General features: G+C 44.4%; 17 protein-coding genes. 10 read left to right on the top strand and 7 right to left on the bottom strand.

The features are described 5' to 3' along the window. Nucleotides 1-32 precede the first annotated feature (32 nt). Entirely contained in the window at nt 33-824 is a 792-nt protein-coding gene (locus AC3E9V_RS23610; protein ID WP_488750635.1) for a segregation and condensation protein A, read from the bottom strand. A gap of 143 nt (nt 825-967) precedes the next feature. Here AC3E9V_RS23610 and dxs point away from each other — a divergent pair, with 143 nt between their 5' ends. Further along, on the top strand, nt 968-2,887 hold the full coding sequence (gene dxs / locus AC3E9V_RS23605) for a 1-deoxy-D-xylulose-5-phosphate synthase (protein ID WP_488750634.1): 1,920 nt from the start codon (nt 968-970) through the stop codon (nt 2,885-2,887). Between the two features lie 212 nt (nt 2,888-3,099). Continuing rightward, nucleotides 3,100-4,596 (top strand): MltF family protein, encoded by a 1,497-nt coding sequence (locus AC3E9V_RS23600; protein WP_488750633.1) that lies wholly within the window; start codon nt 3,100-3,102, stop codon nt 4,594-4,596. On the opposite strand, the gene crtD is transcribed toward AC3E9V_RS23600, so the two are convergent. Then, a complete protein-coding gene (gene crtD / locus AC3E9V_RS23595) occupies nt 4,580-6,040 on the bottom strand; it encodes a 1-hydroxycarotenoid 3,4-desaturase CrtD (RefSeq protein ID WP_488750632.1) in 1,461 nt (486 codons plus the stop codon). The two genes, AC3E9V_RS23600 and crtD, sit on opposite strands and share 17 nt — an antisense overlap. Nucleotides 6,041-6,231: 191 nt before the next feature. Here crtD and AC3E9V_RS23590 point away from each other — a divergent pair, with 191 nt between their 5' ends. Further along, a complete protein-coding gene (locus AC3E9V_RS23590) occupies nt 6,232-6,678 on the top strand; it encodes a hypothetical protein (protein ID WP_488750631.1) in 447 nt (148 codons plus the stop codon). Here AC3E9V_RS23590 and AC3E9V_RS23585 read toward each other — a convergent pair. The 3 genes from AC3E9V_RS23585 to AC3E9V_RS23575 form a co-directional block, all read right to left on the bottom strand. After that, nucleotides 6,650-7,984, bottom strand: coding sequence for an FAD-dependent oxidoreductase (locus AC3E9V_RS23585; protein WP_488750630.1), 1,335 nt, complete (start codon nt 7,982-7,984; stop codon nt 6,650-6,652). The genes AC3E9V_RS23590 and AC3E9V_RS23585 overlap by 29 nt on opposite strands. Then, on the bottom strand, nt 7,984-9,252 hold the full coding sequence (gene kynU / locus AC3E9V_RS23580) for a kynureninase (RefSeq protein WP_488750629.1): 1,269 nt from the start codon (nt 9,250-9,252) through the stop codon (nt 7,984-7,986). The genes AC3E9V_RS23585 and kynU overlap by 1 nt, the downstream gene beginning before the upstream one ends. A gap of 85 nt (nt 9,253-9,337) precedes the next feature. Continuing rightward, nucleotides 9,338-9,868: a 3-hydroxyanthranilate 3,4-dioxygenase gene (locus tag AC3E9V_RS23575; protein WP_488750628.1), complete on the bottom strand. Its 531-nt coding sequence runs from the start codon at nt 9,866-9,868 to the stop codon at nt 9,338-9,340. Between the two features lie 150 nt (nt 9,869-10,018). Between AC3E9V_RS23575 and AC3E9V_RS23570 the strand changes: the two genes are divergently transcribed. Then, a complete protein-coding gene (locus AC3E9V_RS23570) occupies nt 10,019-10,792 on the top strand; it encodes an SDR family oxidoreductase (RefSeq protein ID WP_488750627.1) in 774 nt (257 codons plus the stop codon). After that, complete coding sequence (locus tag AC3E9V_RS23565) at nt 10,789-12,216, top strand: aldehyde dehydrogenase (RefSeq protein ID WP_488750626.1); 1,428 nt, start codon at nt 10,789-10,791, stop codon at nt 12,214-12,216. The genes AC3E9V_RS23570 and AC3E9V_RS23565 overlap by 4 nt, the downstream gene beginning before the upstream one ends. 76 nt (nt 12,217-12,292) lie before the next feature. On the opposite strand, the gene AC3E9V_RS23560 is transcribed toward AC3E9V_RS23565, so the two are convergent. Next, nucleotides 12,293-13,033, bottom strand: a complete 741-nt coding sequence (locus tag AC3E9V_RS23560) for a hypothetical protein (RefSeq protein WP_488750625.1) — start codon at nt 13,031-13,033, stop codon at nt 12,293-12,295. Nucleotides 13,034-13,805: 772 nt separating this feature from the next. Here AC3E9V_RS23560 and AC3E9V_RS23555 point away from each other — a divergent pair. The 5 genes from AC3E9V_RS23555 to AC3E9V_RS23535 all read left to right on the top strand — a co-directional run bounded on the left by AC3E9V_RS23555 (nt 13,806) and on the right by AC3E9V_RS23535 (nt 19,182). Further along, nucleotides 13,806-14,765 (top strand): hypothetical protein, encoded by a 960-nt coding sequence (locus AC3E9V_RS23555; protein ID WP_488750624.1) that lies wholly within the window; start codon nt 13,806-13,808, stop codon nt 14,763-14,765. Nucleotides 14,766-14,847: 82 nt separating this feature from the next. Then, nucleotides 14,848-15,831 (top strand): hypothetical protein, encoded by a 984-nt coding sequence (locus AC3E9V_RS23550; RefSeq protein WP_488750623.1) that lies wholly within the window; start codon nt 14,848-14,850, stop codon nt 15,829-15,831. Between the two features lie 490 nt (nt 15,832-16,321). Continuing rightward, nucleotides 16,322-17,242 (top strand): hypothetical protein, encoded by a 921-nt coding sequence (locus AC3E9V_RS23545; protein ID WP_488750622.1) that lies wholly within the window; start codon nt 16,322-16,324, stop codon nt 17,240-17,242. Between the two features lie 299 nt (nt 17,243-17,541). Continuing rightward, entirely contained in the window at nt 17,542-18,786 is a 1,245-nt protein-coding gene (locus AC3E9V_RS23540; protein ID WP_488750621.1) for a dipeptidase, read from the top strand. A gap of 69 nt (nt 18,787-18,855) precedes the next feature. Then, nucleotides 18,856-19,182 carry a four helix bundle protein gene (locus AC3E9V_RS23535; protein ID WP_488753680.1) on the top strand — a complete coding sequence of 109 codons (327 nt, stop codon included), beginning with the start codon at nt 18,856-18,858 and terminating at the stop codon, nt 19,180-19,182. A gap of 72 nt (nt 19,183-19,254) precedes the next feature. On the opposite strand, the gene AC3E9V_RS23530 is transcribed toward AC3E9V_RS23535, so the two are convergent. After that, the gene (locus AC3E9V_RS23530; protein WP_488750620.1) at nt 19,255-19,869 is read right to left on the bottom strand and encodes a carboxypeptidase-like regulatory domain-containing protein; all 615 of its coding nucleotides are present in this window, start codon (nt 19,867-19,869) and stop codon (nt 19,255-19,257) included. Nucleotides 19,870-20,001 lie beyond the last annotated feature (132 nt).

The raw sequence follows: 20,001 nt of genomic DNA, 5'->3' as shown, positions 1-20,001 counted from the left end.
TGCCTGTGTCTCGCAGGCATTATCTTTTTACTTTACTCTGCCACTTCCGACGAAAGGTTTTCAGGCTCTTCTATCTGCTCTACCCAAAAGTTATTAAACCCTTCACCTATATGCAGGGTGATCACACCGAGTTGGAGTAGCTCCAGAATGGCCAGAAAATTAAAGATTACGAGGATTTTTTCTGGTTTCTCTTCTACCATTCTGGCAAAGGAGATCCGGCGGTTTTCGCTTTTCTTCAGCCTTTCCAGCAAGTAGATCTTTTGGTTGGAGATCGTGTACGGATACTGGACCACCTCGTGGGTAGGTTTGTTCTTTTCAAACTCATATCGTTTCAGTACCTTCTGATAGACTTTCATGAGTTTATAAAGATCCAGGTCCTGAAGCTCGGCTTCCACATCGATGGATTGTGACAACTTACGGATCTCGGTCATCAGGTTACCACGCCTCTCACGATCCAGCCTGTCAGATTCCATTTTAGTGAGCTCGGCAATGACAGACTTATACTTTTTGTACTCCAGGAGGTGTTTTATCAACTCTTCTCGCGGGTCAATCTCGTTACCTTCCTCATCCAGCACAGGTCTGGGGAGAAGCATTTTGGACTTGATGCGCATGAGTGTGGCCGCTACCAGGATAAATTCGCTGGCTACCTCTACGTTCATTTCCTCGAGGCGGTGAAGGTAGTCCAGAAAGTCTGCTGTTACCTTGGAAATAGGAATATCATAGATGTCCAACTCATCTCTTTCTATGAAAAACAGGAGCAGGTCAAAGGGTCCCTCAAACAAAGGGAGCTTGATTTCAAATGTATCGGTGGTTTTTTCGCTCACGGTAACTCAAAACTACAACGAAAGTTGTATATATGTAAATGTTAAAAAATCTTAGCTTTGCAAATGGGAAATTTTATAACAAATACCAACCTTTAAACAATTAGTACGTCTGCTCGTTCTTCCAACATCCCAAAGTATCCAGTATGAAGATTAAACCAGGTGAACTTCTCGCACAGATCAATACCCCGGATGACCTCAAGCAGTTTGATCAAACGAGGCTTGTTCAGATCTGTGAAGAACTGCGCGAATACATCATTGACCATGTCTCTATATACGGTGGTCATTTTGGTGCCAGCCTTGGTGTGGTAGAGCTTACCGTAGCTCTGCACTACGTTTTTAATACGCCTAAAGATCAGCTGGTATGGGATGTAGGACACCAGGCTTACGGGCACAAGATATTAACCGGTCGTAGAGAACAGTTTCATACAAACAGACTGTATAAAGGTCTTTCCGGTTTCCCAAAAAGATCCGAAAGTGAATATGACACCTTTGGTGTGGGTCATTCTTCTACTTCTATATCGGCAGCACTGGGGATGGCATTTGCCTCAGATTATAAGAAAGAAACGGATAGGCACCACATAGCAGTGATTGGTGACGGGGCCATGACAGGTGGTATGGCGTTTGAGGCGATGAACCATGCCGGGGATTCCAGTAAAAACCTCCTGATCATTCTCAATGATAACTGCATGTCCATCGACCCGAATGTGGGTGCACTTAAGGAATATTTGACTGACATTACCACTTCCGGAGCCTATAATAAGCTTCGCGATGACGTCTGGAAAATACTGGGCAAGATCAGTAAGTTTGGTCCGGATGCCCGGGAAATTGTGGGGAAAATCGAAAACAGCATTAAATCCCTGCTTCTGAATCAGTCCAATCTGTTTGAATCATTTAACCTTCGGTATTTTGGTCCGGTAGACGGGCATGATGTGAATCACCTGGTGCATGTATTAAATGATCTGAAAAAAATCCCCGGCCCGAAAATTCTGCATTGTGTTACGCTGAAAGGGAAAGGGTATAAACAGGCCGAGGAGGACCAGACCACATGGCACGCTCCGGGTAAGTTTGATAAGATTACCGGAGAGATCCGTAAATCGATTCCTGAAAGACCTCAGCCTCCCAAATATCAGGAAGTTTTCGGTAGAACCATTGTGGAGCTGGCTGAAAAGAATGAAAAGATCATTGGCGTTACACCTGCTATGCCTTCCGGATCATCACTGAACATCATGATGCGGGAGATGCCGGACAGAGCTTTCGATGTGGGTATTGCTGAGCAGCATGCGGTCACTTTTTCAGCCGGGCTGGCTACTCAGGGACTCACTCCATTCTGCAATATCTACAGCACCTTTATGCAGCGGGCTTATGATCAGGTGATCCATGATGTGGCTATTCAGAAGCTGCCGGTTATTTTCTGTCTGGACCGGGCGGGTGTAGCCGGAGCTGATGGGCCCACACACCATGGAGCGTATGATATAGCCTATATGCGATGTATTCCCAATATGGTCGTATCTGCTCCTATGAATGAGCAGGAGCTAAGAAACCTGATGTTTACCGCAAGTGAATATAAAGATGGCCCTTTCTCAATAAGGTATCCCAGAGGTAAAGGTGTAATGCCTGAGTGGCGGACTCCACTGCAACAGGTCACAGTCGGGAAAGGCAGGAAGGTGAAAGATGGCGAGGATCTGGCTATTTTGTCAATAGGCCATATAGGAAATCATGCCATGAAGGCTACTGAGCTTCTCGAAAATGAAGGAGTAAATGTGGCGCATTATGATATGCGTTTCGTGAAACCGATAGATGAAGAGATCCTACATGAAGTTTTCAGGTCTTTTAATCGTGTGGTGACTGTTGAAGATGGATGTCTTCAGGGTGGATTTGGGTCTGCTGTGCTTGAATTTATGGCTGATCATCAGTACAATGCACAAGTCATAAGGCTGGGCATCCCGGATCGGGTAGTTGAGCATGGTGATCAGGAGGAGCTGTACAAAGAGTGCTACTATGATGCTGAGGCTATTTACGAAACTGCCGTGAAACTGCTCGATGCAAGAGCTGTAGAGCTCTAGTGCAATGTCACATCTACATTGACGGGTTTACAAAAAACTATTTTTTATTAAAACACCCTCCTACACCTCCCTCAATGGAGGAATAGTGGTGTTTTTTGTAAACCATCACCGTTAATCAAGCGTTGACATGACACTAGGAAGTTTCGTCCGTCGAAAAATATTTGGAAAGAAGGCCTCCCGATAGTAGCTTTTCCAAAGATCAATTACCCCTTTTGAGTACTTCACTTAGAAATACTGCCCCTTTTCAGTTTATACTGATCGTAGTTTTTGCCCTCATTGTTTCCTCATGCAAACGGTCGAGTAGCAGCGATGTGTCTGGTGAGCCACAGGAGGAGCCTCCGGAGCAGGTTGTGGAGCTGGATCTCGAAAAAATCAAAAAGAGAGGTTACATCACTGCTATAATGGATAATAGCTCCACCGGGCTCTTCATCTATAAGGGGAAAACAATGGGTTATGAATATGAACTGCTTCAATTGTTTGCCAAATCGCAGGGCCTTGAACTCAGAATTAATGTAACTGCCAGTCTTGAAGAGAGCTTCAAAAAACTGAATGCCGGGGAAGGCGATATCCTGGCTTATAACCTCACGGTCACAAAAGAGCGTAAGAAAAGAATTGCCTTCACGCACTACCATAACCTCGTGCGCCAGGTGCTGGTACAGAGAAAGCCGAAAGACTGGCGGGAAATGAAACTCCATGAGATAGAGGCAGAGCTGATCAGAAATCCTGTAGAACTTATCGGTAAAGAAGTCTATGTAAGACATCACTCATCCTACTTTGGTCGGCTGCAAAATCTTTCAGATGAGATTGGAGGGGATATTATCGTTATTCAGGCTGATCCGGAGGTCGAAACGGAGGCAATTATCAGGCGGGTGGCTGATGGCGAAATAGATTATACTGTAGCAGAAGAAGACATTGCGCTGGTTAATGCTACCTATTATCCGAATCTGGACGTGAAGACAGCCGTTAGTTTCCCAACCCAGATTGCCTGGGGCGTACGTAAGAATGCCAATCTGTTGCTGGAAGAGCTGAATAAATGGATTCTGCAGATGCGAAAGCAGACGGACTATTATGTGATCTATGACAAATACTTTAAGAGCAGAAAGGCGTCCCTGAAGCGAACCAAAAGTGACTATTATTCATTAGGAGGCGGCAAGCTGTCGCCGTATGATGAACTGATCAGGGGAGCAGCCAAAAGGCTGGATTGGGACTGGCGGTTGTTAGCTGCTCAGATCTATAAGGAGTCAAAATTTGACCCTGAAGCAGAATCCTGGGCTGGTGCGATAGGGCTTATGCAACTTCTGCCTGTAACGGGAGCGGAATATAATGTAAAGGACCTAGATGACCCGGTGTCCAATATCCATGCAGGCACACAACATTTACAGTGGCTTATCGAGTATTTTGACGGGGTAGTGGAAAATCCTGATGAGCGGGTCAGGTTTGTGCTGGCTGCATATAATGTAGGCCACGGACATGTGATGGATGCCATCCGACTCACAGAGAAGTATGGAGGAGACCCCCAGGTGTGGGAAAATAACGTAAGGGAGTATCTTTTGAAAAAGTCCAGCTCAAAATATTTCAACGACCCGGTTGTTCAGTTTGGCTATTGCCGAGGGATTGAGCCTGTAACTTACGTTAGCACTATTTTTTCGATCTATGAAAACTACATTGCGCTTGTCCCGGAAGAACCACAGGCTAACAAAAGTATGTAGCTACCAATTTGGCTGAAGAAAGACTCATGGGTATACCTCCTCCGGGGTGAACGCTACCGCCACAGAAGTACAGTCCTTTGATCCTTTTACTTACATTGGCATGACGTAGAAATGCCGCGAAAAGATTATTCGAGCTGTTGCCGTAAAGCGCTCCCAGAGCTGAGCTGGTCTTTGATTCAATGGTCCTTGGTTCCAGCACTTCCTCCACTTCGATGAGTTCTGAAATATCCTGCCCCAGCGTTCCGGAGACTTTTGTCAGGATGTTTGCTCTTGCATCACTGATTAAAGAGTCCCAGTCCTGGCCCTGGTTATTGGGCACATTGATCATAGTAAACCAGTTTTCGCCGTAATCAGGAGCGTCTTCAGGTTGGTATTTAGAGGTAATGTTGATGTACACGGTAGGGTCGTGGTATATGGTTCCCTGATTGAAGATGTGGTCAAACTCCTTTTCATAGTTTCCACTAAACAGAATATTGTGGAGGTCCAGTTGGTCAAATTTCCCTTTAATGCCCCAATAAAAGATTAACGCTGAGCTGGATTTTGGCTGTTTTAGGAGAAAGCCAGGCGCCTTGACCTCCGGTAAAAGCTTTTTATAGGTATTGACAATGTCCATATTGGAGACCACACGATCAAATGTGTGATTAATTCCGTCTGCTTTAAGCCCTGTAATCTGATTATTATTGTCAATCAAAAGCTTCTCCACACATGACCCGAAATGAAACGTAACCCCGCTACGTTGTGCAAGTTCAAAAATTGCCGTGGTGATGGCGTACATTCCCCCTTTTGGGAAAAAAGCGCCAATGGACATCTCCAGATGAGGGATGATATTCATGGTGGCGGGTGTTTTATAAGGGGATGAGCCATTATAAGTAGCGTATCTGTTGAAGAGCTGGATGGTCTTTGGGTCCTTAAAAAGTGTCTTGTTTGCTCCGTGCATTGTTTTTGTGAAACCAAGCCGATGAAGATTACCATAGGCTTTGAAGGCTTTTTTAGAAAAATAGGTCTTCGGATCTTGCAGGGAGCTAAACATAAAGAGGTCACTGAGGCTGTCATACAGGTGAGCGCTTTGCTCGATGGCCTTCAGAATGGAGTCTTTCCTGTCTTTTGTTTTTTCAGACAATTCTTTGGCAAACAGATGTTTGTCAGCATACGCTTTTATAAACGTGTCATCAGAAAAAAAATAGTGGCAGTTGGTTTCCAGTTTTTTGTAGGAAAAATGGTCTGAGGGTTTTTCCCCGGCCAGCTGAAAAAGCTCATCTACAAGGGAAGGAAGCGTAAATAGCGAAGGCCCGGCATCAAATCGATAAGGTCCTGCTTTTATTTCGGAGAGTTTTCCGCCAGGATAATCATTGGCTTCAAAAACCTCAACATGATGTCCTTTAGTGGCTAACCTTACTGCACTTGCCAGACCTGCAATACCAGCTCCTACGATTCCTACTTTCATGCCAGGGTCAAATTGTTTTGCAAATAAACCAAGAAAAAGGTTTTCTGGTTATACTAAAATCAGCTTAAATTAGTTCTATATTATATTTGAATATTTATAAAATGGGTTACTAATGTGTGTTAACCCGTATTTATAGTACCGTTATATTATCTTTAACTATAGTAATCCTAATGATACAGACTGAGGAATTAATGAAGACACAAGCCGCCCAACTCTACGATGAGTATAAAAAAGCCAGAAACAGTGACCTGACTTTAGATCAATTCACCTACATACTAAATCTTTATCCATCACTAATCGTTTGCATGTCAGACGGCACATTAGACCCCGAAGAGTGGGAAGGTGTGGAGCGGCTTGCCAAAGGACTTGTGATAGAGTATGGCGAAGGACTAAAAGATAAGGACCGTGAGAAGATGGAGCAATCATTCCGCACGGAATTTCGTTATTTGCTGGACAATATCGAGAAGTGGCAGAAGAAGTTTCTTAACGCTCTGAAGAACCACATCAAGGACAGTAAAACGGATAAGGAGCTGGTCATGGAAACTATGTACCTTTTTGCCAACAGTGCTAATGGTATCTCTGAGGAAGAGCAAAAAACCATAGATATGCTTACTGAGCGGCTCGCTTTAAATCATTAAACTTTTTAATGAGCGGCTCAAGGCTGATCTCTTCAGGATCAAAATCTGAAGGTAGTTCTTTCATTACCTCAGCCTGGAGGTTACCCAGCTCCAAAGCTTGTGAGTACGGCATATCACTAAATGTGACCATACTGTATAGAGGCAGCCAATCTTCAGGGTAAGCTTCCTGGAGCCGTGCTTCTATCTTTTTGATGGCAAGAAAATGCTCATCCGCTACTTTATCCCGCATTTCCACAAAGTTTTTCAGTGCGAGATCAGCGATTGCATCGGCATCCTTTTTTCTGTTTTGGGAAAAATATGGGAGGAGCTTTTTCCAGTCAAAGCTCAAATGTTCTCCCCATTCCATAAACAGTCTGCAATCTTCAAAACCTGCATTCATTCCCTGGCCATAAAATGGGACTATAGCATGACTTGCATCTCCGATGAGTAATGTGTTTTTATGATTCCACGGGTAGGTTTTGACTGTGACAAGTGAGGAGGTGGGATTGGTAAGAAACTGGGAGGCGAGGTTTGGTATTAGTGGGATCACATCCGAAAAGTAGCTTTCAAAAAAAGCGGAGATCTCGTTTTCTTTTTTGACCGTTTCAAAGGAAGGAGCTCCTTCAAAAGGGAAAAAGAGCGTGCAGGTGAATGATTTGTCAGGATTTGGAAGCGCAATAAGCATAAAGTTGCCCCGGGGCCAGATGTGGAGGTAATTTGGCTCGAGGGCAAAATCTCCATTAAGCGGTTCTATCATTAGCTCTTTGTACCCGTGTTCGATGTAATGCTGCTGAAAATTGAACCGATCCTGGTTCTGTAAAGTACGACGAAGCATGGAGTATGCACCATCCGCCCCGATAAGTACATCTGATTTCTCTGAATAGCTGCCTTTTTTATGTTGAAAAAAAGCTGCCGTTCTTTCCAGGTCTATTTCATCACATTTATGGTCAAAGTAGAAAGAAGCACCTGTTTTTTCCGCTAAATCGATCAATACCTTATTCAATCCGGAACGGGAAACAGAATGGATATGCTGGCCACTTTTTCCGTAGGGTTGAAACGTAAGGTTGCCATGGATGTCATGCATCATTCTGCCTTTCATGGGAATCAAATGATCCCGAATGAGCTCAAAAGCACCAGCCATTTGCAGAGCACGGATCCCACGATGACTAAGCGCAAGATTTATGGACCTGCCCTCTGAGGTTTTAGCACGACGCGGATCCTCACGCTTCTCAAATACAGAAACATTGAATCCTTTTTTTGCCAGCAAGACTGAGAGCAGAGAACCTACCAGCCCTGCTCCTAATATGTTGATCTTTTCTTTGGGCATCAGTCCAGATTTTGCTTCCCTAAAATGGTATAAAAATCCCAGATATCCTGAAAGGTGTTATAAAGAGGTGTGGGGGCTACACGGATAACATTAGGTTCCCTCCAGTCCAGAATTACTCCATTTTCAGTGAGCCCTTCGAAAATAGCCCGGCCATTTCGTTCTACATACATGGAGAGCTGGCAGCCCCGCTCTGGCGGATTGGAGGGGGTGATGATTTTGATATTCTCATTCAAAATAGGGTCAGTGGTAATTAGAAACTCCAGAAAACCTGTTAATGCGATGCTTTTTTTACGCAGGGTTTTGATATCCGTTTCATCAAAGATCTTTAATGAGGCAATGTGCGCTGCAGTGGAAAGCACATTTACATTACTCAGCATCCATGCATCTGCACCAGGGTTGGGAACGAACTGGTTATCCATTTTGAACCGTGATTTGCTATCATGTCCCCACCAGCCGGTCAGCTTTGGGAAGTCAGGATCGTCACCATGCTTTTGGTGGACAAAAATTCCGGAGACACCACCCGGACCTGAGTTTAGGTACTTATAGCTGCACCAGGTGGCAAAATCTACTTCATCCCCGTGGAGATTCATCGGGAGGTTGCCGATGGCATGGGCCAGGTCAAAACCCGCATAAGCACCTGCCTCGTGTGCGGCATTTGTCAGCTTTTTCATATCAAAGAACTGACCCGTGTAATACTGTACGCCAGGGAAAAGGATTAGAGCAAGTTCGTCTTTATACGAGTGAATTGCCTCAACAATTTCTTCAGTAGAGAAAATATGTCCTGATTGAGGTTTGAGTATGATAAGGTGGTTTTCCGGGTCTATACCCATTCGTTTCATGTGGGATTCCGCTGCATAATGATCAGACGGGAAAGCCCCACCTTCTATCATGAGCTTTACGCGTTTGCCCTCAGGCTGGTAAAATGAAGCCAAAAGGAGGTGAAGGTTTGAGGTGAGGCTATTCATACTCACTACCTCTGAAGATTTGGCTCCTACTAATCTTGCCAGGGAGTTTTTTGTGTATTCGTGGTAATTTACCCAGGGTCTGTTTCCTGAAAAATGTCCCTCTACAGCATTGTTTTTCCAGGATAAGAGCTCCGTGTTTAGCTCCTTTACCACATTTTTAGGCTGAAGCCCCAGCGAATTTCCACAAAAGTAAATGCACTCCTTCCCGTTTCTTTTTGGGATATAGAATTTGCTTCTAAATCCTTTCAGAGAATCCTTTTTGTCCTGAACCTTTGCAAAAGAAGCGGTCTTTTCGAACTTCATGTTGTTTATTTTGGGTTTTGGCCATTGACTTTGTCTGACCACTGACCTTTGATCAAATAGACTAATCACTAAATCCACCAATTAACTAATCCACAAACCGAGGGTCTGTTGGCATTACATGGCCGCAATTAGCGCACGTTCTGAGCTTCTCAGAACCATAAAATTCCCGAAACCTTGGCAGAAAGTCCTTTTCGATATTGGTAAGGTGGAAATAGGTGTCGTGTAGCTTATGATTGCAGTTGTCGCAAAACCACATGAGCCCGTCCTGATGGTCAGGTTCTCTTTTTCGCTCCACCACGAGTCCTACGGAGCCTTCAGACCGGATCGGGGAGTGAGGTACTTTTGCAGGTAGCAGGAACATTTCTCCGGAACGGATCGGTATATCAACCGCTTTGCCCTCTTCCTGTATTTTTACGGTGATATTCCCTTCCAGCTGGTAGAAGAGCTCTTCTGTTTCATTGTAATGATAATCTTTACGTGCATTGGGACCGCCTACTATCATCACAATATAGTCCCCTGCATCTGCATATAAGTTTTTGTTGCCTACCGGGGGCTTGAGCAAGTCCCGGTTGTCATCTATCCATTTCTGTAAGTTAAAGGGTCTTTTAATGGCCATCGTATTTAGGGTTTTGTTTGCAGTTCATTCACTTCCTACTACTTAATCAAAATAACTACATTCTGGTTTTAACCATAAGCTTTTATAGTGGTTTTTTGTAGTTTACCAGAAATCTTGAATTTAAGTATTTAAATAAGTTATACACATTCTATGGATTTTGATTTAAAAGATCGTGTAGCGCTGGTTTGCGGTAGCTCTCAGGGTATAGGCGCAGCTATAGCTACCTCACTGGCTCAGGAGGGAGTCAAAACCATCCTCGTGGCTCGAAATGAGCAGAAGCTAAAGGCGCTTAAGGATAGTTTACCGGGGACAGACCATAAGACAAGGCAAACGGATCTGGCTAATACTGGCAAAGTGGCCGGCCTTTGTTCTGAACTTCAGGAAATGAAGATAGACATTGTGGTTAATAATGCAGGCGGCCCGCCTCCCGGGCTGGTAAGTGAAGCGGGTATTATGGATTTTGAAGCAGCAATTAAGCTCCATCTTTTTACCAGCCATCAGATCATGCAGGCCGTATTGCCAGGCATGAAGTCTCGTGGTTTTGGCCGGTTTATCAATGTAATCAGCACCAGTGTGAAAATTCCGATACCCGGGCTGGGGGTAAGCAACACCACCCGTGGAGCAATGGCTTCCTGGGCAAAGACGCTATCTAACGAAGTGGCGCCTTTTGGCATTACGGTCAATAACATTTTGCCGGGAGCTGTGAATACGGATCGCCTTGAGGCCATATTTCAGCTTCAGGCGAAGAACTCAGGTGGTACGGCTCAAGAGGCAAGAAACAGGATGATTGCCTCCATTCCTGCCAGGCGTATCGGGGAGCCGAAGGAGCTTGGTGATCTGGCGGCATTTTTGGCTTCTGAGCGTGCTGCATACATTAATGGTGTTAGCATACCGGTAGACGGAGGAAGGACCGGATCGTTATGATCTATCTGAAAAATTATATCGGGGGAAATTTCCACGAACCAGCATCAGGTAAATACCTGGATTCATATAACCCCGCTACCGGGGAAGTTTTTGCTCAGGTACCTGATTCAGGGAAGGAGGATCTCGAGGCAGCCGTAGCAGCAGCGAGTGCTGCTTTTCCTGGGTGGAGCAGGTCTCCTATTGCTTATCGTTCTAAGGTTCTTTCAAGACTGGCAGACCTCATCACTGACAATCTGGACCGGCTGGCAGCCGCGGAGAGCCGTGATAATGGAAAACCGGTACATCTGGCTAAAAAGGTGGACATCCCTCGGGCCTCAGCTAATTTTCGTTTTTTTGCTTCTGCTATTGTGAATGATTCTTCTGAAGCTCACATCATGGAAGGTGAGGCAGTTAACTATACCCGCAGAGCGCCGCTGGGAGTGGTGGGCTGTATCTCTCCCTGGAATTTGCCCCTTTACCTGCTGACCTGGAAGATCGCCCCTGCCCTGGCAACTGGCAACTGTGTTATTGCCAAACCTTCAGAAATTACCCCCTATACTGCTTACCTGCTGGGTGAGCTCGCCAGTGAAGCCGGTCTTCCGGGTGGTGTCCTGAACATCCTTCACGGATACGGGGCGTCTATTGGGCAGCAGCTCGTTGACCACCCGAAGATTAAGGCTGTTTCTTTTACCGGGGGCACCGAGACAGGGAGAAAAATTGGTCAGTCAGCCGCTGCTCAGTTTAAAAAAGTGTCGCTGGAGCTGGGTGGAAAGAACCCCGTACTGGTTTTTGATGACTGCAACCTGGAGGAGGCAGTTTCAACCAGCGTAAAAAGTGCATTTACCAATCAGGGGGAGATCTGCTTATGTGGCTCAAGGATCTTCATCCAGGAGCAGATCTTTGATGAGTTTCAGGAAGCTTTTGTGCGGAAAGTAAAGGATATGAAGGTGGGTGATCCGCAAACCAATGTGGACCTGGGAGCTATCGTTTCGAAAGATCATCTAAACAGGATCATTCGCTATGTGGAAGAGGCAAAGAAAGAGGGTGGCGAATTGCTTAGCGGAGGCAGATCTGTTTCGATCAATAATGGGTATTACTTCGAGCCAACAGTGATAGCAGGACTTGATGAGACCTGTAGTATCAACCAGGAGGAGGTATTTGGGCCGGTGGTTACACTTGTTCCATTTACGGATGAGGCAGATGCTATAAGCAAAGCCAATAGCACCAAATATGGACTCGCTGCGGTGATCTGGACCAATGATCTAAAAAAGGCGCACAGGGTTGCTCACCAGGTAAAGTCCGGGATCATTTGGGTAAACTGCTGGATGCTTAGGGACCTTAGAACGCCATTCGGCGGCATGAAGGCTTCCGGTGTTGGTAGAGAGGGCGGAACAGAGGCCCTGCGATTTTTTACGGAGGCCCAGAATATTTGTATTAAGCTATGAGCAATTTCACCTCTAAAAACAAAAAACCCCGCAAATGCGAGGTTTCTCGTTAAATCAAATATATTTCTTTGGAGTGTCAGGCAGTAGCACCTTGTTCACTTTTTAGTCGGGCAATTTTGAAAGACTTGCGTTGCTTGTGCCCACAATAACCGCATTCGTAGTACTTCATTAGCTCACCTTCTTCTGTTTCGGTAGCCGTTTGTACGATCTCTTCGTGATCCACTTTCAAAGTCTGATAGTTACACTCAGAGCATTGTAGTGCATGAAGTCTACCGTTGTATTTTTCGATTTTTGTATACCCCGAAAGCTCATCGATCCATACATCATAGTCTACAGAGAAAGCATCTTCTTCTGCCTGCATACCTTCATCCAGGTACACATCTTCTTCTTCCTCACTCAGAAGCTTCATTTTACGTCCGTCAGGAGAGACTCGTGGAGTATATCTCAGCTTCTTAAGTCGTTTTTCGATGAAAAACGGATAGTAGAACTTCAATACATTCTGGATAATTACCCCTACGATCATTGCAACCATCAGGGTCACGAAAATTCTGACAAAGAACCACAGCCAGGTGCTCTCCGGCCACAATGTGTTTGCGTAAAGCGCCGCTCCAATCAAAACCAACAGGAAACCATACCATAGCAGGTTGATTTCGTGCATATTGATGTAGTCGTACCTTGCTTTATAGTCAGAGGTGGTTAATAGTTTCAAATAGTGACCAATTAAGATCAGTATTCCAACACCTGCGATCGCATATGCCAAGTACTGCCCGTAGGTATTCCAGGCGTTAAGCAAATTTGGTGAAATCGGATCAGTCATAGCAGTTATTAGATTAAGCGGTTATCATTACAATTACACAAAAATGTTACAATTTTTGAAAAACACAATACAAACTTGTCGGTATCGCATAAAATCTTTTCCCTTATACCCTGTAAAATATTAAAAATTCTGCTCTCAGGCAATTAACTGTCTTAAAATATGGTGAATCGGTGGTCGGTGAGTTGGTAATCGGTGAGTAGGTGATTGGTTGAATTAGTGATTGGTGATTAGTGAATCAGTGATTGGTGAATTGGTGAATTGGTGATTAGTGATTGGTGAATTGGTGATTAGTGATTGGTGAATTGGTGAGGAGATTGACCTTCGCAACCCGCAACCACCCCCCGCCATGCTATTAAGTTAAGCTTTGACATAGTATCCCCTTAAAGTCATCCTGAAAGGATCTATCATATCTGGAAGACTAATGAACATGGATTCCTGCGGAAATGACTTTCGAGAGGGCTTGACTTGGTAGCATTGCCCCAACCCGCAACTCAACTTCGCAACCCGCAACTCGCAACCTTCGCAACTCGCTCAAACCCGCAACAGGAAAACAAAAATTCCAACCTTTCAAACATGTCGTGTGTCTAGACGTTATGGACTATGGGGGAATGAAGGATTGAGTGTGGGAATTAAGGTTATGAAACGTTAGGTTGTAAGCTTATTTCAGTATTTACTGCACTCATCGAAAAATTTCCGATATTCTAAGCGATATCAACTATTTATTATCAAATTTACGACAAAAAAGGTCAAACATTAATTAAAAACGAATCACATGAAAAGTCTATTTAAGAATTTATTGCTTTTAACTTCAGTTTTTTCTCTGGTATTCCTCTTTAGCTGTGGGGATGAGGATCCTGAAGGTCCTGGAGCTGCACCTTCACTTTCAGTTACAACAACTGTAAATGGTACTGCAACAACTGATAGCCCTCTTGAGTTAGTGCCAGGAGATTCTCTTGGATTCAGTGTAGATGTTACTGCTGAAGAAGGTTTTAATACGCTAAATGTTACATACTCTGTAGATGGGGGTGCTGATGTTAATTTTGAAACTATAAGTAGAGTAGATTTAGGTGTAGATGTAGGAACTTCTCTCGTTGAAGATATCTTACTTTCAACCAAAATAGAAAGTGAACTGGTTGGGTCTAATATCATTTTCACTTTTGAAGCAGTGGATGAGACAGAGCCTGGTCAGACAAGTACTGCCACTGTAGAGGTGAATGTTAATTCGCCGGAGGCTAGGAGCTATGCGGCAGTCTTATTAGTTGTGCCATTAGGAGATTTTTCTGGAGAGAACTTTTTCTCTTCCTCAACCGGAATGGTTTACAGTGCTTCAGAAGTAACTAGCACATCTGAATCAATATCTCCACTTATAGATTTTGGCTACTATTATGGACAAAACGATTTAGCAAGTATAGCCTCACCTAAAGGTTTCGAAAGTACTACTTTTTCTGATCAGGTATCAGGTTGGGATTCTAAAAACGCAACTATTATAAAATCAACCACTTTAGGATCTTCTGATTTTGCGGAAGTAACAACTTGGGCCGATATTGATGCTGAGTTTGATGCTGGTGTTGATGAAGAGGGAATTATTACAGGATTGGCTGTAGGTGATGTAATTGCTTTTGAGACTGTAGATGGCAAACGTGGTTTAGTGTTAATTACTGAGCAGAATGGCACATTCAATGAAGGAGACAATATTAAGATCGATGTTCTTGTACAGGAGAGTGTACAGTGAGATATCATAATGAATGAAATAATCAAACCCCACCCCCACCGGTGGGGTTTTTTACTATAAAGACGGTTAGGTTTTATTTTATATGAGGTTATTACAGGTTTTTTTCGGTCTTATTATTCTGGCTATTTTTTCAGGGCTGGTATCCTGTGCGGATGACACGGATGATGCGCCATTTGATGCTTCCGGCCCCAGGATAGGTGTAATGACCTCTGTGATCACTCCATTTGATACGCTGGATTATCAGGGAGACCGGGACCTGGCGGTGGAGACACTCGACCTGGTGACCTTTGATGTGACAATAGAGGCTGAGGGAGGCTTTGCAAGCTATTCTATTTTTTTGTCAGTAGATGGCGCTGTTTCGGATACGCTCACGGAACTAAATATTGAAGATCTAAATCCGTCTAACAGCAACACTCTCGTGGAAGATTCCCGCAATTTTGAAATACCAAGTGAGCTGGTCAATACCACGGCCACTTTTACTTTTGTAGCTACGGACCAGCTGGGGCAGACCAGCGAGGTGGAGGTGGATCTGGAGGTGAATTCCCCAAGGGCCCGACAGTATTCTGCTGTTTTACTTGCTGCTCCGCTCGGAGAACTTAATGCCCAGAATTTTTTCAATACAAGGTCCGGACAGCCTTTGAGTCCTGCTGACATTGTAGCCACCGAAGGTCTGGCCGAACGTGTCGATTTTGGTTATTACTTCGGACAGGCAGATAGCGCCAGCATCGCTTCTCCCCGGGGATTTGAGAAGACGGCCTTTCTGGGGCAGGTGGAAGGATGGACCACCCTGAATGCTACCGTCATCCGGTCAACAGAGCTGGAGAGCCTGACTGAGATTGAGCGTTTCGAAGATATAGACCTGGTGTACGACCAGGGTGTGGATGAGAGCGGCATCATTACGCACCTGGTACGCAATCAGGTAGTGGCTTTTGAAACAGTAAGAGGTAAGCGCGGCCTGATCCTGGTAAAGGATATTGTAGATCTGGATGGTGACGGTGTTTACGCGGGTTCCGGGGACTATATTGCGCTGGATATCATCGTGCAGGAGCGTACGCCGAGGCAATAGGCAAATGGCAATAGGCACAGTAAGCAGTGATCGATAAGTCGGTGATCAATCCCCCCAATGCTATTAAGTTAAGGTCCCTCCAGAATGGAGTCTTTGGTAATTTGAGCATTTTCGTTTCAATAATTAATAGATCCTATCCGGATGGAATCCCGGATGGAATCACTGGAATGACTGATCTTTTCGGAGCAATAAACCTTAACTTAATACCATTGATAATCCCTCCAGAGGGATAGATGTAAGTTACAGCCTCGCAACCCCAATAAGCAATATACCTGCCGGCTTTGTATCTTACTGACTACCGAATTACCAATCACAGACTACTGGTGACATAAGAGATTTCATCTTATTTGCTAACATCATAAAGCTCAGAAAAACCTCAATTCTCACTAAGATTCAAAAAATTGTAAAAAACGTAAGGTTTACCAATCGAATATTACGTTTTTTCATTTCACCGGACAAGTGTGTAATTTTATATCTTTAACCGACGATCATGTTACTAAAGAATCCACCGCTTGCGATTGCCCTGGGCTTGCTCAGCGCAATCATGGCTTGTAACAAGGATAAGGGTGAAGACCCGATTCCTGATGAGCCAACCATCACCCTGATGATAAACGGGGATGAGGACATTGAAGACTTTACTGGTAATGTTGGCGACACCATTTTGATATCCGGGGAGGTAACAGCTAAGGCCACCATCAGGAATTTTGAAGGCAGGGTGAGTGGACCGGACAACACTACTTTAGTGACATTCGGGGGCGACTCAAGCAGTACCTCTTTCATCATTGACCCGATCAAGTATGTGGTAAACTATACCGCCTCAGGCGAAACCCTGGAGTTTGGGTTTTTCCTGACTGATCTCAGGGATGCTGGAGATACGGTCAGGTTTTATGTAGATGTGACAGCTTCGCCCATTTTAGAAATAGAGCAAAAGTTCATTGGCGGGTATGGTCATAGTACCTATGGAAACCTGCTGAATTTACTGGAGGACACCACTTATTTTCCCAGCAATGTAAGGGTCAGTGAAGATAATCAGGAGGGTGTGGATCTGATTGCTTCCTATGATACGGATACCGGGTGGAGTTTGTCCTCACCGGATGATGCTGAAGCGCCGACCGTTTGGAATGCTTCGGTGAATTTTAATTGGCCATTTACAATAAGAAACAGCACGCGATTGATCGAGCTGTCGGACGGATTCAATTATGAGGAAATTCAGACGTCTGTTCAGCTTGACGAGCTCTTTGACGCTGAGGGTTCTACCTCCGTTTCTGCTTTGTCTGAAGGCCAGGTTCTTGTTTTTCGGCTTGACCTTGATAAAAGAGGTAAGATCGGGGTGCTAAAAATTGTTGATTTCAGTGGAGTGAATAAACCGGATTATCGCCAAATCGAAATAGCCTATAAAGTCCAGAAATGATAACTGTTCCCGCAGACCCGCCTGACAGGGTAGTACGGCGGCCAGATGTCGCAGACAAACGCAGAAATAAATGCATTGAGAATCAGCGAAGATCAGCGTTCTGAATGTTCGGAATCTGTGGGAAATTAAAGAGTGTGTTACACTATGCCTGAGACATTATACCGTTAACATTACACTAGTTGTTTTATACTTCTGGATAAAATTGATGAGCTTAGTTTACTGAAAAACTTTTTGGAGGTGAAAAAGTATAAATTGAAAAAAGTAAAAATTGTTTTACCAAACAACCTAAACCCAGATTCATGAGAAACCTAATTACACTTCTAAGCCTTTTTGTACTCGTATTTGCTTGCACTACCCCACCTCAAGAGCAGGTCAGGGATATCTCCGAGATGAGTGAGGAGGAGCTGAGAGCCTATGCGGATTCCCTGGCTCACAAGTACATCATCGTGGATGGCCATGTGGACCTTCCTTATCGTATGGAGGTCAAAGGGTTCATGCTTCGCAAAGAGGTAGAAAATGTGGCAGTAGAAACCGAGGGTAACTTTGACTACCCAAAAGCTAAAAAAGGCGGGTTGGATGCACCATTTATGTCCATTTATATCCCATCATCTTACTATTTCAATGGTGGTGCGAAAGAGTTTGCGGACTCTCTGATTACCATGACTTTGGATGTTACAAGGGTCTACCCGGATAAATTCGCTCCGGCAAATAATCCGGAGGAGATTGTTGCCAACTTTGAGAAGGGGTTGATCTCTTTGCCCCTGGGCATGGAAAATGGAGCGCCTATCGAAAATGATCTGGCTAATGTGGAGTACTTCTTTAATCGTGGTATTCGATACATCACCCTGACTCACTCTAAGGATAACCAGATTGCTGACTCCTCATATGATAGTACGTTTACCTGGAATGGTATCAGCCCGTTTGGCGAGGATGTGGTAAAGGAGATGAATCGCCTGGGGATCATGGTGGACATCTCTCATGTGACGGATAGTGCATTTTATGATGCATTGGCTATCAGTAAGGCTCCGGTTATAGCTTCTCATTCCTCATGCAGACACTTTACGCCAGGTTTTCACCGGAATATGTCTAACCAGATGATCAAAGACCTTGCGGCTAATGGCGGAGTGATCCATATCAATTTTGGTTCTACCTTCCTTTCTAAAGAGTCACAGGACAAGTTTGATATGATGGACGAACATTTGACCAATTACAGGGCAGAGCAGGGACTCACTCGTTCAGACTCAGCCTACAAAGCGTACGCCCGAAAGTATGCCAATGAAAATAACGTCTATGAAGATGTAAAAATGGTTGCAAAGCACATCGATCATGTAGTGAATTTGGCAGGCATAGATTACGTAGGATTTGGATCTGACTTTGACGGTGTGGGTGACAGTCTGCCGGAAGGTCTGAAGGATGTTTCCATGTTTCCTAATGTCATTTACGAACTTCTCAAAATGGGATATACAGCAGAAGACATAGAAAAGATCTGCTATCAGAATACTTTCAGGGTCTGGAATAAGGTGATTGAAGTCAGTGATCAGTAATTTGGTGATCGGTGATTATGGGATACGTGAAAGTTTTAAGGAGTTAGAAGTGTATCAGTTTTCCAGAAGCTGTCTGATGAAATCTTCAAAATATCTCAGTCCTTCCCAAAAGAAGAAACTTATTCACTTACAGACCAGGTGAGGCGATCTTCCAGGTCAGTTGGCGCACAAATTGCCGAAGCATGGGGCAAGCGTAGATATGAGAAACACTTTGTGAGCAAGCTCACAGATGCAGACGCAGAACAGCTTGAAACTCAACATTGGATCGAAACTGCTAAGGATTGTAAATACATTGGAGATGATCAAGCATCATACCTGTTAAAGGAATATGCTATTATTGGTAAAATGCTTTATACTATGATCAATAAGTCAGACTCATTCTGTGGACCAATTTAGCTATTTTTACCGCTCACCGATTACCGCTTACAGATTACCGCTCACTGTTTCACCGATTACCGCTCACCAATATCAATTCTTCTTCAGGGAATTAATAAATCTTGCCCAGGCAAAGGGGTTTAGGAGGTTATTGGATGGCGCCTGGTACCGGTTTTGGATAGCCTGCATCTGCATTTGCATGAAATACTGGTGGTTTTGATTTGCACTGGCAGGAATATTTAAATATGCCCGGTCCATGTAATCCCGGGAAAGCCAGTCATTCATATTGTCGATTTGGCGTTGGTTGGGCATCTCCAGTGCCAAAACCGCCTCTTTAAACATCGCTTCCGTAGGGTATGGAAATACCTCCACCTCACTGAGAAAGGTCACGTCCTCTTCCATAGTGATGACCACTTTCAGGCTATGGTTTTTATCATGTGGGGGGATGATGTAGTATTGCCGCTTAAACCCAACAGCACTGAAAACCACACTGTCTCCTTCCACTACGGGCATGGAGAAAAAACCGTATGGATTGGTAGTGGTGCCTCTGCCTGATTTAGGCAGGTATACGTGTACACCCGGGATCACAGAGGAACTGTCCGGAGCAAAGACCACTCCCGTAAACTGAATGATCTTTCTGTCCTGTTCCTGCGCGGAACTGGTGTAGAAGATCATTAAAAGACAGATGATGGTTAAGTATTTAAACAAACCGGCTTTTCTTAGTGACTATAAACTTAATACAGAATCAACGTTAAAAGTTTATTTAAAACTAAAATATTAACGATTTTTCACAGTATAAGGCCTCAAAGGTAGCGATGAAAAGTATCTTTGAACGAAAGA

The organism is Marinoscillum sp. HNIBRBA16962, from assembly GCF_057801515.1.
This window is presented reverse-complemented; position numbering and strand designations above follow the sequence as displayed.

Excerpts from the sequence above, each read along its gene's own strand:
- dxs (WP_488750634.1), top strand. The coding sequence starts at position 968 with ATGAAGATTAAACCAGGTGAACTTCTCGCACAGATCAATACCCCGGAT.
- crtD (WP_488750632.1), bottom strand. The coding sequence starts at position 6,040 with ATGAAAGTAGGAATCGTAGGAGCTGGTATTGCAGGTCTGGCAAGTGCA.
- AC3E9V_RS23590 (WP_488750631.1), top strand. The coding sequence starts at position 6,232 with ATGAAGACACAAGCCGCCCAACTCTACGATGAGTATAAAAAAGCCAGA.
- AC3E9V_RS23585 (WP_488750630.1), bottom strand. The coding sequence starts at position 7,984 with ATGCCCAAAGAAAAGATCAACATATTAGGAGCAGGGCTGGTAGGTTCT.
- kynU (WP_488750629.1), bottom strand. The coding sequence starts at position 9,252 with ATGAAGTTCGAAAAGACCGCTTCTTTTGCAAAGGTTCAGGACAAAAAG.
- AC3E9V_RS23575 (WP_488750628.1), bottom strand. The coding sequence starts at position 9,868 with ATGGCCATTAAAAGACCCTTTAACTTACAGAAATGGATAGATGACAAC.
- AC3E9V_RS23570 (WP_488750627.1), top strand. The coding sequence starts at position 10,019 with ATGGATTTTGATTTAAAAGATCGTGTAGCGCTGGTTTGCGGTAGCTCT.
- AC3E9V_RS23565 (WP_488750626.1), top strand. The coding sequence starts at position 10,789 with ATGATCTATCTGAAAAATTATATCGGGGGAAATTTCCACGAACCAGCA.
- AC3E9V_RS23560 (WP_488750625.1), bottom strand. The coding sequence starts at position 13,033 with ATGACTGATCCGATTTCACCAAATTTGCTTAACGCCTGGAATACCTAC.
- AC3E9V_RS23555 (WP_488750624.1), top strand. The coding sequence starts at position 13,806 with ATGAAAAGTCTATTTAAGAATTTATTGCTTTTAACTTCAGTTTTTTCT.
- AC3E9V_RS23550 (WP_488750623.1), top strand. The coding sequence starts at position 14,848 with ATGAGGTTATTACAGGTTTTTTTCGGTCTTATTATTCTGGCTATTTTT.
- AC3E9V_RS23545 (WP_488750622.1), top strand. The coding sequence starts at position 16,322 with ATGTTACTAAAGAATCCACCGCTTGCGATTGCCCTGGGCTTGCTCAGC.
- AC3E9V_RS23540 (WP_488750621.1), top strand. The coding sequence starts at position 17,542 with ATGAGAAACCTAATTACACTTCTAAGCCTTTTTGTACTCGTATTTGCT.